The organism is Pseudomonas sp. MH10 (assembly GCF_034353045.1).
Lineage (GTDB): Bacteria > Pseudomonadota > Gammaproteobacteria > Pseudomonadales > Pseudomonadaceae > Aquipseudomonas.
On the sequence record NZ_CP133783.1, the window covers coordinates 5,456,162 to 5,471,935 of the forward strand.

10 protein-coding genes and 1 tRNA gene are annotated in these 15,774 nt (G+C 56.5%); 2 read left to right on the plus strand and 9 right to left on the minus strand.

The features are described from left to right. Nucleotides 1-98: 98 nt before the first annotated feature. The gene (locus RHM59_RS24705; protein WP_322165450.1) at nucleotides 99-1,061 is read left to right on the plus strand and encodes a pyridoxal-phosphate dependent enzyme; all 963 of its coding nucleotides are present in this window, start codon (nucleotides 99-101) and stop codon (nucleotides 1,059-1,061) included. On the opposite strand, the gene RHM59_RS24710 is transcribed toward RHM59_RS24705, so the two are convergent. The 6 genes from RHM59_RS24710 to rimO form a co-directional block, all read right to left on the minus strand. Continuing rightward, nucleotides 1,005-2,135, minus strand: a complete 1,131-nt coding sequence (locus RHM59_RS24710; protein WP_322165449.1) for a hypothetical protein — start codon at nucleotides 2,133-2,135, stop codon at nucleotides 1,005-1,007. The genes RHM59_RS24705 and RHM59_RS24710 overlap by 57 nt on opposite strands. A 63-nt stretch (nucleotides 2,136-2,198) precedes the next feature. Continuing rightward, nucleotides 2,199-2,987, minus strand: coding sequence for a hypothetical protein (locus RHM59_RS24715; RefSeq protein ID WP_322165448.1), 789 nt, complete (start codon nucleotides 2,985-2,987; stop codon nucleotides 2,199-2,201). Between the two features lie 340 nt (nucleotides 2,988-3,327). After that, nucleotides 3,328-6,861, minus strand: a complete 3,534-nt coding sequence (locus RHM59_RS24720; protein ID WP_322285632.1) for a toxin VasX — start codon at nucleotides 6,859-6,861, stop codon at nucleotides 3,328-3,330. After that, entirely contained in the window at nucleotides 6,858-7,148 is a 291-nt protein-coding gene (locus RHM59_RS24725; protein WP_322285633.1) for a hypothetical protein, read from the minus strand. The genes RHM59_RS24720 and RHM59_RS24725 overlap by 4 nt, the downstream gene beginning before the upstream one ends. Further along, nucleotides 7,145-7,729, minus strand: coding sequence for a DUF4123 domain-containing protein (locus tag RHM59_RS24730; RefSeq protein ID WP_322285634.1), 585 nt, complete (start codon nucleotides 7,727-7,729; stop codon nucleotides 7,145-7,147). Before RHM59_RS24730 ends, RHM59_RS24725 begins: the two co-directional genes overlap by 4 nt. Nucleotides 7,730-7,882: 153 nt before the next feature. Continuing rightward, complete coding sequence (gene rimO / locus RHM59_RS24735) at nucleotides 7,883-9,220, minus strand: 30S ribosomal protein S12 methylthiotransferase RimO (RefSeq protein WP_322168123.1); 1,338 nt, start codon at nucleotides 9,218-9,220, stop codon at nucleotides 7,883-7,885. A 268-nt stretch (nucleotides 9,221-9,488) separates the two neighbouring features. Here rimO and RHM59_RS24740 point away from each other — a divergent pair, with 268 nt between their 5' ends. Continuing rightward, entirely contained in the window at nucleotides 9,489-11,387 is a 1,899-nt protein-coding gene (locus RHM59_RS24740) for a potassium transporter Kup (RefSeq protein ID WP_322285635.1), read from the plus strand. A 96-nt stretch (nucleotides 11,388-11,483) separates the two neighbouring features. Here RHM59_RS24740 and RHM59_RS24745 read toward each other — a convergent pair whose 3' ends face one another. From RHM59_RS24745 to RHM59_RS24755, 3 genes are all read right to left on the minus strand, one after another. Further along, nucleotides 11,484-12,767, minus strand: a complete 1,284-nt coding sequence (locus tag RHM59_RS24745) for a virulence factor family protein (RefSeq protein ID WP_322285636.1) — start codon at nucleotides 12,765-12,767, stop codon at nucleotides 11,484-11,486. Next, entirely contained in the window at nucleotides 12,767-15,409 is a 2,643-nt protein-coding gene (gene mprF, locus RHM59_RS24750; protein ID WP_322168126.1) for a bifunctional lysylphosphatidylglycerol flippase/synthetase MprF, read from the minus strand. The genes RHM59_RS24745 and mprF overlap by 1 nt, the downstream gene beginning before the upstream one ends. Before the next feature lie 270 nt (nucleotides 15,410-15,679). Continuing rightward, nucleotides 15,680-15,756 (minus strand) — tRNA-Met (locus RHM59_RS24755). Nucleotides 15,757-15,774: the final 18 nt, after the last annotated feature.

Consider the following 15,774-nt stretch of genomic DNA (forward strand, 5'->3'; position numbering starts at 1 on the left):
CAACGTGTTGGCGAGGCGCCGTGTCAGGTTGACCGCGTAAAACCTCTCGCCAACACGTTGGCGCCTACAGATGGCCGCTTTCTGTAAACTCCCACACCATGTTCCCACTCATTCCCAAACCGCCCAACGCACCCCTCGAACCCTTGCATCTGCCGTGGCTAAAGCGAGCCGGCATCGAGGTGGCGGTTTTGCGCCTGGACCTCATCGACCCGCTGATCTCCGGCAACAAATGGTTCAAGTTGACCCATCACCTGACCGCCGCTGCACAGGCCGGGGCCGAGGGCGTGATCAGTTTGGGCGGTGCGCATTCCAACCATTTGCACGCGTTGGCCGCTGCAGGCAAACGCTTCGGCTTTCCCACGGTGGGCCTGTTGCGCGGGCATGCGCTCGACACGCCGACGGTCAACGATTTGATGGCGTTCGGCATGCGCGTGCATTGGTTGGGTTACGCCGGTTATCGCGAACGCCACGCGCCGGGCTTTTGGTTGCCATGGCAAGAACGCTATCCGCAGTTGCATCCGATTCCAGAAGGCGGCGGTGGCCTGCCCGGTGCCTTGGGTTGTGCGTCATTACTGAATCAGGTACAGGAGCAGATCAGCCAATTAGGCTGGAGCGATTATCACGGTTGGTGGTTGGCGGCAGGCACTGGCACCACGCTTGCTGGATTGGTATTGGCCGAAAACGCCGCGCACCCGATCTACGGCGCGCTGGCCGTGCCGGATGATCACGGTGTGGCGCAAAACGTCGCCGCGATACTTGGACACGCCAGCATGGGTTACCACCTGCTTGACGCCAGTCGCGGCGGGTTCGCCAAAACCGATCCGCACTTGCTGGGCTTCATCGCCGCCAGCGAAGCCGAAAGCGGTTTGCCGTTAGAGCCGCTGTACACCGGCAAAGCGCTGTTGGCGCTGCATGATCGGGTCGCGGCGGGCATGTTTCCCACAGGCACGCGGCTGATCTTTGTGCATACCGGTGGTTTGCAGGGGCGAAGGGGGGATGGCGGTTTACGATTGAATGCAAGTTTCCTCGATCTGCACGTCAACAAAATGCTGAATCAATGAAACCTGCGGCTCTTCTGTGCGCAGCTCTTTGAGTTTTTTACTCATGCGCTGAAGTTTCTCGCTGGGCTTGGCCCATTCACTTTCCGGCAACGGCGCGGACCATGCTTGCATGGCCTCGGGTACGGCGGCGTGGCCTATGCTTTTGATCCGGCGGATTTCCCATTCAGTCAGGTGGTTGGGCAAAGTCCACAAGGTCATGACGTGATACAGGTACCACCAGAACGGATAACTCCAGCCGATTTCCCCAGCTTTACGCCGACGACGCATGCGTTCGCGGGCGTTGTAGAAGGTGTGCAAACCTTCATGGGGCGGGTCGTCCGGGCCTTGCAGGTCGAGTGGGTCCTGGATGTCCTTGAGGGTATGAACCTCGTATTCCATGTAAGCGCGGATGGCTTCCCAATTACAGACCGCCAGTTCAAAACCGCCGCACTGAAATTCCAGGGTGTATTGCTGATCGTCGGGCGGGTGGTAAAAGCCGATGCCCATGGCGTAGTGGAGCGTCGCGCCGTATTGGGTCACGGATTGGGATTGTATGACCCATGCGCAGAGGGATTCCCACGGGACGAAGATCGGTTCGGTTTGGCTGGCAGGGACGAAGCAGACTTCGCGGCGTTGGCGGTTGAAACGGGTGGGGACGAGGGTTTCGTATTTGGCTAGTTGGTTGAATACGATGACAAGTCCAACTAATAAGGCAAAACCACTGGCCCAAGCGCCAGTTTCGAGACCATAAGGTAACAAGCTGCGAAACACCCAGATTGCATCCGAAAGGCCATCGCCGAGTCCTAACTCCAAAATTCCAGCAATAAAAGGTAATAACACCGCGGAGAAAAAGAAAAAACTAAAGGGAAAGCCTACGGTGTACTGCCAGCCAAAAACACCCGGTGTACCCAGCCCAAAATCCATATACGTGTCATTTACCCCACCTACGGCGTTCCCATAATCCTGAGCGGGCATGTGTGTAGGCAATGGGATTGGAGCTAAGTAGGTAACTTGTCCGCTGGGAAAGGACTCGATCATCCCCGCGTAAGGTTTCGGGTTGATGAGCGCAGAGGCATCTTGGGCCGACTTAGCCATATCAGTCCTCCTTCTGCGGCATGTGAAGCGGATTAACCCTTAGATAACGACCATCTTCCCCGTTCATATCTGTTTTGCTTCTGCGACTTGCACGTCAACAAAATGCTGAATCAATGAAACCTGCGGCTCTTCTGTGCGCAGCTCTTTGAGTTTTTTACTCATGCGCTGAAGCTTATCGCTGGGCTTGGCCCATTCACTTTCCGGCAACGGCGCCGACCATGCTTGCATGGCCTCGGGTACGGCGGCGTGGCCTATGCTTTTGATCCGGCGGATTTCCCATTCAGTCAGGTGGTTGGGCAACGTCCACAAGGTCATGACGTGATACAGGTACCACCAGAACGGATAACTCCAGCCGACTTCCCCAGCTTTACGCCGACGACGCATGCGTTCGCGGGCGTTGTAGAAGGTGTGTAAACCTTCATGGGGCGGGTCGTCGGGGCCTTGTAGGTCGAGTGGGTCCTGGATGTCCTTGAGGGTATGAACCTCGTATTCCATGTAAGCGCGGATGGCTTCCCAATTACAGACCGCCAGTTCAAAGCCGCCGCATTGAAATTCCAGGGTGTATTGCTGATCGTCGGGCGGGTGGTAAAAGCCGATGCCCATGGCGTAGTGGAGCGTCGCGCCGTATTGGGTCACGGATTGGGATTGGATGACCCATGCGGACAGGGATTCCCACGGGACGAAGATCGGTTCGGTTTGGCCGGCTGGGACGAAGCAGACTTCGCGGCGTTGGCGGTTGAAACGGGTGGGGACGAGGGTTTCGTATTTGGCTAGTTGGTTGAATACGATGACAAGTCCAACTAATAAGGCAAAACCACTGGCCCAAGCGCCAGTTTCGATTCCGTGGGACATAAAAGTATGAAATGTCCAGATCGCATCAGAAAGGCCGTTCCCGAGTCCAAACGCAAAAATCCCAACAACAAAGGGCAATAACACCGCGGAGAAAAAGAAAAAACTAAAGGGAAAGCCTACGGTGTACTGCCAGCCAAAAACAGCCGGTGTACCCAGCCCAAAATCCATATACGTGTCATTTACCCCACCTACGGCGTTCCCATAATCCTGAGCGGGCATGTGTGTAGGCAATGGGATTGGAGCTAAGTAGGTAACTTGTCCGCTGGGAAAGGACTCGATCATCCCCGCGTAAGGTTTCGGGTTGATGAGCGCAGAGGCATCTTGAGCCGACTTAGCCATATCAGTCCTCCTTCTGCGGTAGTTGCAGCGGTTCAACGCGGAGGTAGTTGCATTCTTCTCCTTGGGGTTTTAGATGAATATCGGCGAGCGGTTCGCTGGCGTCATAAAGGGAGGCGCGCAGCTGATAAATATTCAGCTCGTAGTTTCCATCGTTTGGGCGCAGGTCGCCGAACATGGCCGTGATGACTACATCATCCTGTTCTGTAGCGGTAGGCCGACTCCAGTCAGACGGAACCTCAGACTCCAGAATCAGCGGGAAATCCTGAATGATCTGGATGTCCTCGAACAGCGAGTCAGTCACCACGGACCAGCGCTCAACGTTCGGGCCTTTCGTCGTATGGATTCGTACTTTATAAGCGCCAATCCTCAGATGGGTCTTGGCCGCGTTGTTGTTCAAGGGATTCATCAAGTCGTCGCTGGACGTGATGGGGAAGTGCAGACGCACACGTTTCGATTCAATGCCTTGATCGTTTTTCGGAACTAAGATTACTTGGATCTTGGGTGCCTTGACTTGGGTGTGAAGGTGTTTTTGGAACTCCTCGATGGGTTGTTGCAAGTGCTCGCCAGGGAACTGACTCCAAGGCGTCAATTTTAGCCAGCGGTCGTGGCGGCTTAAGTCGTTACGATTATGAAACCAGCTACCGGACAGTTCCAATGCCGTAGATAGAATACCGACCACGTTGACTCGGAAAAACACTGTTGAAAGTCGGACACCTGCTGCGGCCCAGGCGGCCAAACGCTTTTCAGGCTGTAATGCGACCGCCAGAACTTTTTGAGCAGCGACACCGGTTTCAAAGAGTCCGTAGGCATTGCTAAGCATGAAGCCGCTGTTGCCCATCATGCTAAGTGTGGCGCCTGCTTGGGCGGCGCTGTTGCCTTCTCGTGCTGCATTCAGCCATTTGCCGTGTGAGGAATTTAGGCTCATCGTTGCTGCGATCATTCCCGCAGCATATCCAAACGCTCCCAAGCCAATATGCAGCTTGCCCATCTGGACGTGTACGCCTTTCAGCTCGGCTGCTTTTAAGTTTTTCGCTAACTCAGTTGCTTGAGCATTGAGCGCTGTATCTGCTATTCCTTGCATCGCACCAAAGCCTGCTGCTGCCGTTGTCCAGGCGCTACTGAATAACGCTGTCCGTGTCCTGCTTTCTCCGAACTGTTCAAATGTCTCTCTCATAACCTGCACAAAGTTCACCAACTGCGCCACAAACACCAATAACCCGACCCCATCCCCAATCAACCCTGCTTTAGGCGCAACCTTCAGCCCTAGCCGGTAGTTGTCCAGCAACGAGCGCACGTGCATGTGTTGCTCGTCTGGAAGCACCAACGCCAATCCAGGCCTGACCGACGTCGCCGTTTGCACATGCACCGCCCCCTCTGGCAACGCTGAAATCGGGCTCATTATTCGAGCAAGCCGTTCTTCCAAAACGTTCAGGCGCTCTTGAGTTTGCGGCCGTTTGGCCTGCAAGTACTGAGCATTTGAGTGATGTTTCTCGGTTTTATAGCGGCGTATTTCATTATTCAAATAACGCAGATGTTTGCGTTCTTCCTGCACCTCTTTGACCGTCTCACTCAGCGCCCTCAAATCATCCGCGTCAGCCACTTGAAAACTGACCTTTTCCCTTCGCGCCGCATCGAGCAACGAAACGCCCAGGGTCTTGGGCATGTAACGAAACAGCGCTTCGGTGTCCGGCATCTGGCCTTTGTCCAAGGCCTGCATGAACGCGTGTAACGCGCTTTGCACGCCCCATTGCATGGCAGGGGCGAGGGTTCCCCAGGCGGCGGTGGCGTAGATTTGCGTGGTGTGGGGCAGGGTGTCCACGTCCGGAAGATGGCCGTCAAACAGGGTCTTAAGTTTCTCGGACCATTCCGGCGCGTTTTTGAGCAAGTTCCAGCCGGCGTTGGCAAACACCGCGAATTGGGTGCCCAGTTCGGTTTGAACGCTCAGTGGCAAGGTATAAAACAGCGGACGGCTCTGATGCGGAGCGTCGTCGAGCCATTCCAGGACTTTCTCCAAGGCGGTGTCACTGCGCCCGATGTCTTTGAGGCAGGCGTATTGGGCGATAAATGCCTGGTCGATCTGCTCCGGGTCGCGGGCATCGAAATACCAGGCCGCACGATGAAACCGGCCTTGAACCAGCATCTCCAGCCGGTCCTCGGTGATGCGCTCCAGCAGGGCATTCCAATGCGCCAGCTTGGGACGTTGCTCTTCGAGAAAAGCGTCCATGCGCGGGCGGTCAATCAGGTCGTTGATTCCGCGTCGACCGAAGCCTGCGCCGTACAGTAAGTCCCGCAGGCGCTTGTCCTGTTGCCGGTCTATTTGAAGAATGGCAAGGCCATGGCGGGCAATGAAATCGGGCCCCGCTATGGCCAGCTTTTGTTTTAGGAAATAGCGCTCAATCGTCTGCTCCAGCTTGGGTAACACGCTGTAAGCGTTGTTACGGTCGGCGGTGAGGCGGATTTTTTGCAATTGGGCTTCCAGGTCCGCCGGCAGGTTCTGATCGGAAACGCCGGGTAACGGATGGGCAACAGGGTCTTCAGTGAGAAAATCCACCAGCGCCTTTGCGGTTTGCCCGCGCTGAGGCTCGGGCAGTTTCTCCAGATCGTGCATCAACGCCTTAACCGCAGGATCAGGACTGTCCAACGCCATTGCAGTCAGATTCGCCACACTGATCTGACTCAGTGACTCGATATAGCAAGCCAGCAAATAATCGCGCTCGGTATTGCCGGCTTGCTCACCGCTGCTGGCCCAATCACCAATCCAGCCCACCACCTTGTCCTGATAGTTCGCCAAATCCCGCATGACGCCCAGATCATCGCGGACGGCGAGGAACAGGTAGTCCATCTTCTGTGCGTTGTTAACCTGACTGGTCAGCTCTTCAATAATTGTCTGGCGAAACAGTGGCGGGTGTTCCCACTGATAGGGGCGGTTTTCGTCAGGGGTTATTCCGTCCTGCGGCATCGGGTGATCGCGCACCACCTCCGCCAGCCATTTTTTTACGTGCCGCTGATGGATCAGGGGTGCGACGATGTTTTCGCTGTTGGCCTGGGTCAGGTCGACGCGCTGCATGAAGTGCTCGCGCTCACTGGCGTTGTCCAGCACTTGCCAGCATTTGGCGACCGCCCATTGTGTTTCCGCATAAGCCACATGCAGCACGCTGCGCCGGGAGAAAATCATTTCCGGTGGGTCACCCAGCGGCGTGCGATGCTCCTTGATGTCTTTACCGGTAAACAGCCAATACTCCAGCGAGCCGTCTTTGACGGTGTATTCGCTCAACAGGCCAGTGGCGCTGTCGATTACGTACAAAAAGCCATTGCGCAGCATCCGCAAACCCAAGGGTCGGCTTTGCAGCGTGTAGGGCATTGCCATATCAGCGCGGGGATCAAGGCCCGGTTCGACCAAGCCGTAACGCATCGGCAGCAGTTGGATAGTGGTTTTCGTCAGCGGGCACACGCCGATTTCGCCGAAAGGGGTAGCGCTTTTGGACAGGGCAACCAGATTGGCCATGTGACCGCGTGGGGTCATGAAGTCGGTCATGGTCGGCTCCATTTCTGAGCCAGGCGGGCAAGCCCTTCTGCACGCCATGTGTCGCCTGCATCGGATCTATGGGGTTGCAGATCCAGCGCAAATGCGTGGTCGCTTAGCCCTTGCTCGCCGACAAACCCGAGGGCATTGCAGTACAAATAAAGTTCTTTTTCGCTTTCGAAACCGTATTCGGCGGCACGGTGTACCAATGCCTGGAGGTGTTGATTGCGCTCATGATCTGTTACGTCAGCGTAGTAATCCGGGAAGTAGTGGGCCATGTGCTCGGACAATTCGGTCACGATTTTACGAGCGCTGGCGTTGTCCAGACTGAGCCATTGTTTTCGGTTAGACGATAGGGTGTATCCCGGTTGGGTTCATGGATCTCGCCCGGTCGGGTGTATTGACACCATCCGCCGTTTGTACGGTCGGCGGTGATGATGCGTTGGCAGGGTCCGAATAGCGCTGCGTCGGCTGATTCAAACAGCGCATCGGCCACGTCTGTAGAGGCAATCCGCAGCAGCATTTCCTGGCCAGAAGGATGTTCGATGCTGATTAGCCAGCGTAAATGTGCCACCAACTGTTCCCATGGCCCGTCGCTGATCAACAGATAACCCCATTGTTGGCCAAGGTTTTCCAGGAACTGCGCAAGAATTGAATCATCTTCCCGTTCAATCTGAACCAGGCACGGCGACACGTGCTTAAGAACAGCAAAGCGGGTCCCAAGGTAAAGTACGTTGACCGCCGGGGAGTCAGCCCACTGATAGAGTTGCTTCAATAGATTCTCGACCTGCACTGCACCGAGCAGCAAACCAACGCTTTGGTGCCAAGGGATATCGTTGGGCAAGGCAGTTCGTGAATGTGTAGCAGCGGCCGAGTTCATGCGCACAATCCTTCGCGTTTGACGAAAACGACGACTGTGGCTGGAATTCTGAAGTAACGATGTCGGCAGGGTGCGACGCGACTAGTAGGACTTTTCCGAACGCAAAAAAAGCCCCACCGATCAAGGCAGGGCTCTTACATGCAGGGAAACCGATTAGATGGTTTCAGCCCACAAGTCGTACTCGTCAGCTTCGGTCACCCGGCACATTACTTTATCGCCCGGCTTAAGGTCTTGGTCGCTGTCGATGTACACGGTGCCGTCGATTTCCGGGGCATCGAAGAAGCAGCGGCCCACAGCACCGCCGTTTTCGTCCACTTCATCCACCAGTACTTCGATTTCCCGGCCGACTTTCATCTGCAGGCGAGCGGCGCTGATTTCCTGCTGGTGCGCCATGAAGCGGTCCCAGCGGTCTTGTTTGATGTCGTCCGGAACGTGATCGCCCAAGGCGTTGGCAGAGGCGCCTTCTACCGGGGAATACTGGAAGCAGCCCACGCGGTCGAGTTGCGCGTCGGTCAGCCATTCAAGCAGGTACTGGAAGTCTTCTTCGGTTTCCCCGGGAAAGCCGACGATAAAGGTCGACCGGATGACCAAATCCGGACAGATTTCACGCCAGTTTTTGATCCGCGCCAGGGTTTTATCTTCGAAGGCTGGGCGTTTCATGGCCTTGAGGATACGCGGGCTGGCGTGCTGAAACGGAATGTCCAGGTACGGCAGGATTTTACCGGCCGCCATCAACGGAATCAGCTCGTCGACGTGGGGGTAAGGGTAAACGTAGTGCAGGCGCACCCAAACACCCAGCGAGCTGAGGGCTTCGCAGAGTTCCGTCATCCGTGTTTTCACGGGTTGGCCATTCCAGAAACCGGTGCGGTACTTGATGTCGACGCCATAAGCGCTGGTGTCTTGAGAAATGACCAACAGCTCTTTTACGCCGGACTTGACCAGGCGCTGAGCTTCGTCCAAGACATCGCCCACCGGGCGGCTGACCAGTTTGCCGCGCATGGACGGGATGATGCAGAAGCTGCAACTGTGGTTGCAGCCTTCGGAAATCTTCAAGTAGGCGTAGTGGCGCGGCGTCAGTTTGATGCCTTGCGGCGGCACCAGATCAATCAGCGGGTTGTGATTGAGGTTAGGCGGCGCGGCGTCGTGAACGGCCATGACCACTTGTTCGTATTGTTGCGGCCCGGTGACGGACAGCACGCTTGGGTGGACCAAACGAATCGCGCTTTCTTCGACGCCCATGCAGCCGGTGACAATCACCTTGCCGTTTTCAGCGAGGGCTTCGCCGATGACTTCCAGTGATTCAGCTTTGGCGGTGTCGATAAATCCGCAGGTGTTAACCACCACCACGTCGGCGTCTTGGTAGGTGGCGACGATTTCGTAGCCTTCCATGCGCAACTGGGTAAGGATGCGCTCGGAATCGACCAGGGCCTTTGGGCAACCCAGTGAAACGAAGCCAACCTTAGGGGCGGAAGGCGTGGTGACGGTGGACATGGCGAACCTCGGCATTGGGCTGACGCCGGGCAAATGGCCGGGGCGTCGACGGGCGCTTGGTGCGCCTCTGATCAAAAAGTGCGCAATTCTAGCGGTGGGACCGTAGATTGACCAGCTTTATGCAGAGAATTACGACGAGTGCTGCGCTATGCTTCGCGGCGTTGCGTCCAATCATGGCGATGGCGTTAATCAGTGTTTGTAAAAACGGAGCTTGCTCAAACACATCAATGTGTTTTTGAGGCCCAGGTCTTGGTGGTAGGAGTGGTTAATGGGTCAGGCAATTAGTCAGGTAGAGGCGGAGCATCATCCGGCAAAGCCGTTGAGTTTGTTGATTGCAGCCGTCGGGGTGGTCTACGGCGATATCGGCACCAGCCCGTTGTATACCCTTCAGCAGGTATTTACTGGGGGGTATGGGGTTCAAGTCGACCATGTGGGTGTGCTTGGTATTCTGGCGCTGATCTTCTGGTCGCTGATTTGGGTGGTTTCGCTTAAGTACGTGTTGTTCATTCTGCGTGCGGATAACCAGGGCGAAGGCGGAATTATGGCGCTGACCGCGCTGGCGCGTCGGGCGTCCATTTCGTATCCGAAATTGCGCAGTACGTTGGTGGTCTTCGGTTTGTTCGGTGCTGCGCTTTTCTATGGCGACAGCATGATTACCCCGGCCATTTCGGTATTGTCTGCGGTAGAGGGTCTGGAACTCGCGTTCAAAGGCGTCGAGCACTGGGTTGTGCCGCTGTCGCTGGTCGTACTGGTGGGATTATTTCTGATTCAGCGGCACGGTACGGCGCGGATCGGAATTTTGTTCGGTCCGGTGATGGTTATTTGGTTCCTGGTCCTGGCAGCGCTGGGTGTCTACGGAATCATGCAGAACCCCGAAGTGCTCAAAGCGCTTAACCCAATTTGGGCGGTGCGGTTCTTTGTGGCTCATCCGGGCATTGGCGTCACCATTCTGGGCGCAGTCGTTCTGTCACTGACGGGCGCTGAAGCACTGTATGCCGACATGGGGCACTTCGGTCGCAAGCCCATCGCTCGCGCTTGGTTCGCGCTGGTGTTGCCGGCGTTGGTGTTGAACTACTTCGGCCAAGGCGCACTGCTGCTCGACAATCCTGAAGCCGCACGTAACCCGTTTTATCTGTTGGCGCCGAGCTGGGCGCTGGTGCCACTGGTCTTTTTGTCGACCTTGGCCACCGTGATCGCTTCGCAAGCAGTCATATCGGGGGCGTTCTCCATGACGCTTCAGGCCATTCAACTGGGTTACATTCCCCGGATGCACGTTCAACACACCTCCAGTTCTTCACAGGGCCAGATTTACATTGGCGCGGTGAACTGGTCACTGATGATAGGTGTGATCTTGTTGGTGCTCGGTTTTGAATCCTCCACGGCGCTGGCCTCGGCCTACGGTGTTGCGGTCACAGGAACAATGCTGATCACGACGATTCTGGTGGCGGCGGTCGTTCTGTTGTTGTGGAAATGGCCACCGCTCTTGGCAGTACCGGTTCTGCTTTGTTTTCTGCTGGTCGACGGGCTGTTCTTCGCCGCTAACGTGCCGAAAATAGCTCAGGGCGGGGCGTTTCCTGTATTGGCGGGAATAGTGTTGTTCATTCTGATGACGACCTGGAAACGCGGTAAACAACTGTTGGTCGAGCGATTGGAGGAGGGTGGTCTGCCTCTCCCCATCTTCATCAGCAGCATTCGCGTACAGCCGCCTCATCGAGTGCAAGGCACAGCGGTGTTTCTGACTGCCCGTCCTGATGCGGTGCCGCATGCTTTATTGCATAACCTGTTGCACAACCAGGTGTTGCACGAGCAAGTAGTCCTGCTAACAGTGGTGTATGAAGATTCTCCCCGGGTGCCGGCGAGCCGACGGTTTGAAGTCGAAGCTTATGGCGAGGGCTTCTACCGTGTGGTGCTGCACTTTGGTTTCATCGATGAGCCAGACGTACCGGCTGCTCTGAAGCTGTGCCATCTGGCTGAACTGGACTTTGCCCCGATGCGCACCACCTACTTCCTCAGCCGCGAGACGATCATTGCCTCCAAGCTGGACGGTATGGCGCGTTGGCGTGAGGCGTTGTTCGCCTTCATGCTGAAGAACGCCAACGGTAACCTGCGGTTCTTCAACCTGCCGTTCAACAGGGTGATTGAGCTGGGTACCCAAGTAGAGATGTAAGGGAGGAGTGGCGGTAAGTTGTAAGCTACAAGCGGCAAGTTTCTATCCTTGCCGCTCTTTACTTGAGGCTTGCAGCTTGAAGTTTGCCGCTAAACTTCATGCCTTCGGCCCTGTCCCTCGCCGCTTATCAATAGCATCAGTCATGCGTTTGGCCAGTGCGGGGTAGTTCTCATCGAAGTGGTGGCCGCCGGGCAACATGAGCTTTTCGCCCACGGCGGTTGTTTCGGTGCAGCCACTTTCAGCTGTTTCTTCGGCGCCATACACGCACAGCACTTTTTCAGGGGGCAGCTTAGCCATCTCGGGACCGGTAGGTGCTTCTTTACCTGCTGTACCTAGCCAGCCTTCAACCTGAATTTCAAAGCTGCCAGTGCGCGCGAAAGCCAACAAGACGATGGAATCAACACGCTTTTGCTCATCCGGCGCCAAGCGGTTATAAATGGCGGGTAGTACATCGGCACCGAACGAATAACCCATCAGTACGAAACGTTTAGTACCCCATTTCTGGCGGTAGTGATCCATCAGTTCGGCTAAATCCAGAGCGGTTTGCTCGGGCGTTTTATGCTCCCAGTAGTAGCGCAGCGTATCGATACCAACCACCGGATAGCCCTTTTTGGCCATTTCCCCCGCCACGTCACGGTCAAGGTCACGCCAGCCGCCATCGCCTGACAGGAAAAGTGTCACGGTGTCGGTGGTTGTTCCAGCCGGAACTTCGACTACGGGGATTTTCAAACCGCCGCTCTGGTCATCCTGGACCAATTGTTGGCGCAGTTGGCTGTTGAATAGTTGCGGCAGGTGCACATCGTAGTCGCTGATGCTGTTTTCAGCGTTGGGCTGATCACGCACCAGGGTAGCGGCAGCGTCGTCTGGTCCATCGTTCCAAGCAACTAACCAGTGACCGTGCGCTGCGCTTTTTGGCACGTTGTCTACGCACGCAGGTGGGTCAAGGCTAAAACCTACCGATACCGCTTTTGCATTGTCATCGTTTTGCCCTGCCAGCCAGCGCCAAGCCAGGGTCGCGCCCGGTCCAACGCCGCCTACCAGCGTTGCTGGACCGTCTAATTTCGTCAGTGCGGCTGTTAGGGTTTTATCCTGCAGCGCGCAATCATCCTTGGGCAGCGTGACTTGAACGACTTCGGCGTTACCGTCTTGGCTCAGCGCCAGCAGCTGTTTGTCGGTTAACCCTTCATCGGCAAGCGCAGCAAGGCCAACCCGAGCTTTGGGCTGAGTACCGGGCGAAACATGGATCAGCGCCGTACCATCTTCCAAGGTCAGGTGTTCGAGAACCGGCTGAGGAGCTGGGCGGTTCCACAGCCAAAAGCCAAGTACCAGTGCGAGAACAATCAGGGCTGCGAGCAAAAAGCGCCAGTAGCGTTGAATCATTAGCGTTTCACCAATCCAGTCAGGCCGCCCGCAATCAGGGCGGCGGTGTCAGCCAGTGCCACGAGCGGATCAAGTCCGGCGGGTACGGCCATATAGCGGGGTTCCCAGTCGGGCTGGAATTTATCTTTGAAACGGCGCAGACCTTGGAAATTGTACAGCTGTTCGCCACGGCGAAAGACCATCGACCCAAGCCGTTGGGTCAGGGGGGCGCCGCGACGTGGTTGCAGGCCCGACAGCGGCACCATTCCCAGGCTGAAGCGCCCGTAGCCCTGTTCTTTGTAATGCAAAATCAGGCCAACCATCATGAACTCCATGGTCAGCTTCGGCGCATCCGGGTGGGCCCGCATCAGGTCCAGGCTGGCCAGTTCGTGCCTGGAGGTTTCCAGCAAGTTGGCGAATGCTACTGGCTTACCTTCGAAATGGATAATCGCGATGCGGAAATGTTTTAAATAAGCTGCGCTGAAGCGGCCAAGCGAGAAGCCCTTCTCACGGACGTTCTTGCCGGTAAGCCATGCGTCGGAGATTACCTTCAGTTCGTCCAGGGGGGCCTGACCGACTTCATAAATCTCCAGCGACAAGCCGTCTCGACCGCCCCGGTTCCAGGTGTAACGCAGGTCCTTCATCTCTTTGCCCTTCGACTCAATGTCGAAACGCTGCAAGTCGACCCGTGCCTCTTCACCCAGCTTGATCGCGGTCAAGCCGATGTCCATATAGAAGGGCAGATTCTCTGCGCGCACCTGGTAAAACACGGGTCGCGCATGGTGCAGATCGCACAGGTCGCGGAATTGCCAGATCAGCTCGGCGCGTTGCTGCGTAGGTCCGATAGGGTCGTACAGTGCCACCAGGCTTCGACCACGGCGGGCGTACATCATAAACGCCTTACCACTAGGGTGAAGGAGCAGCGCCTTGTCACCGGTCAATACAAGCCCTCCGTCCGGCTGGTCGGAAGCATTCACGATTTGTGCGGCCTTAGCCAGTTCCTCGACATTGGGCAGCGTAATCACCGGACGCGCGGTACGCAGCAGCCAAGTCAACGAGACGACCACTAACAATACCGCGCTGCCCAGCGCAGACCGCAAGGCGCGCGGTGCATCGGAGTTAAGCGTGAATTGCCACCAAAGCTCTTGGCTGTAAGGCACGTCTTGGTAGGCAAACAACAGCAACCAAATCGACGCGGCAAGCACGCACACACTGGCGACCAGGTACAGCGGTGAGAACGGAAGCTCAAGCAGCCGGCTTTGGCGATAGAACGAGCGACGGAAGATCGCCAGCAAGATGGCCGTAGAGACCAGTAGGGATGCCTCCTCCCAATCAAACCCTTTAAGCACCGACAGCAAGGCGCCGACCACTAACAGCACGGTAGTCAGCATCCAGGCGGCAGAAAGGCGGCGGCGTAAACCTTGAGCCAACAGCAAGCACAGGACGCCGATCAGGCTCGCGCCGAAGTGGGACGCGTCAATCAAGCGATGCGGGATTAAAAACCCGAGGTGCCGCAGGCGTGAGTCGATTTCTGGCGTGGCGCCGGAAAACAGCAGGACCACACCCGACAGAAAAACCAGCAGGGCCAAGATCGGTGCAGCCAGACCCGACGCCACGCGCATCGCTTGGCGGGTGGGCAGCAAGCGTTGTGCTTCGGTGAACAGCAATGCCAGACAGGCTAGCAGCAGAGGCAATACCACATAGATCAGGCGATAGAGCAACAAGGCCGCAGCCAGTGGTGCAGAACCTAATTGGTCGGCAAACGCGGCGAGCAGAATCGCCTCGAACACGCCGACGCCACCTGGCACATGACTCAGTACCCCTGCAGCTAATGCCAACAGATAAACCAGCACGAACGCGCCAAAGGGAGGCGCGTCGGGTAACAGCAAATAAAGCACTGTCGCGGCGGCGGCGACGTCCAATGCAGTAATGACCAACTGCATCAAGGTCAGGCGCAGGCCTGGCAGGCGGATAGTTCGGCGTCCGGCACGAACCAGCAGGTTGTGGGGGATTGGCTGCTCCGGCAGGCGCCGGCGATAAATGCCGACTGCCAATAAAGCGCTGAGTAACAGGATACTGATAGCGACTACGGCCAGGAGCGTGATGGACAGGTGCAAGGCGGCAGAGGCAGCAGGTAAATTACTCAGCGTGGCCAGCGCGGCCAGCGGGGGCAGGGCGCAACCCAATGAAAGACTGGCAAATAAAGTCATGCGTGCGACTTCTGCCGCACCTAACCCATGGCGTGCATACAGCCGATAACGAACAGAGCCTCCTGAAAGCAAAGACAGCCCGACAGCGTTGCCAATGGCGAACGCCGTAAATCCGCCAAGGATCAAGGTCTTCGTGGGCAGTGTAATGTTGGCGTATCGGCTTGCCGACCACTCATAACCGAGCAGCACGATAAAACCGACAACTGCTGCGGCAAACGCGCCGGCCAGTGCGGGCTTTGGAACGCTCAGCAATGAGTCGTGTAGCGCATAAAGATCGAGTTCGCTCAACAGATGGCGGCAGGCGATCAGTGCGATGGTGAATAGCAACAATGTCACTGCGAGCCCTAAAGGCTGGCGATATTTGCTCAGCAGCTCCAGCCACCGCAGGCGCGCGGGCGCGATCGGATGGGGAACCGTGACAGCTTCATTGGTTTCTTCGGACGAGGCGCGCATCAATCACTCCTTGGATCGTGCGCGACAGGATGGAGGTATACAGACAAGTTACCAATCCCTACGCAAAAAATATTTTCGAAATATTAGCGCGTCATAGTTTAACGAGCGAATGTAGCGGATTCGTTTCAGTCGATACTTTAACCGACGGTAGACACCTATCGACACCATCCTTGGGATCGACATTTCTGACAAGCTTTTTGGGCTACTGTTCCTGAGCCTTTCCGGCAAGCACAAAAAAGGCCACTCTTTCGAGCAGCCTTTTTCGATGTTTGGTTGCGGGAGCCGGATTTGAACCGACGACCTTCGGGTTATGAGCCCGACGAGCTACCAGACTGCTCCATCCCGCGTCTGTGTGGCGGCATTCT

Excerpts from the sequence above, each read along its gene's own strand:
- RHM59_RS24705 (WP_322165450.1), top strand. The coding sequence starts at position 99 with ATGTTCCCACTCATTCCCAAACCGCCCAACGCACCCCTCGAACCCTTG.
- RHM59_RS24710 (WP_322165449.1), bottom strand. The coding sequence starts at position 2,135 with ATGGCTAAGTCGGCCCAAGATGCCTCTGCGCTCATCAACCCGAAACCT.
- RHM59_RS24715 (WP_322165448.1), bottom strand. The coding sequence starts at position 2,987 with ATGTCCCACGGAATCGAAACTGGCGCTTGGGCCAGTGGTTTTGCCTTA.
- RHM59_RS24720 (WP_322285632.1), bottom strand. The coding sequence starts at position 6,861 with ATGACCGACTTCATGACCCCACGCGGTCACATGGCCAATCTGGTTGCC.
- RHM59_RS24730 (WP_322285634.1), bottom strand. The coding sequence starts at position 7,729 with ATGAACTCGGCCGCTGCTACACATTCACGAACTGCCTTGCCCAACGAT.
- rimO (WP_322168123.1), bottom strand. The coding sequence starts at position 9,220 with ATGTCCACCGTCACCACGCCTTCCGCCCCTAAGGTTGGCTTCGTTTCA.
- RHM59_RS24740 (WP_322285635.1), top strand. The coding sequence starts at position 9,489 with ATGGGTCAGGCAATTAGTCAGGTAGAGGCGGAGCATCATCCGGCAAAG.
- RHM59_RS24745 (WP_322285636.1), bottom strand. The coding sequence starts at position 12,767 with ATGATTCAACGCTACTGGCGCTTTTTGCTCGCAGCCCTGATTGTTCTC.
- mprF (WP_322168126.1), bottom strand. The coding sequence starts at position 15,409 with ATGCGCGCCTCGTCCGAAGAAACCAATGAAGCTGTCACGGTTCCCCAT.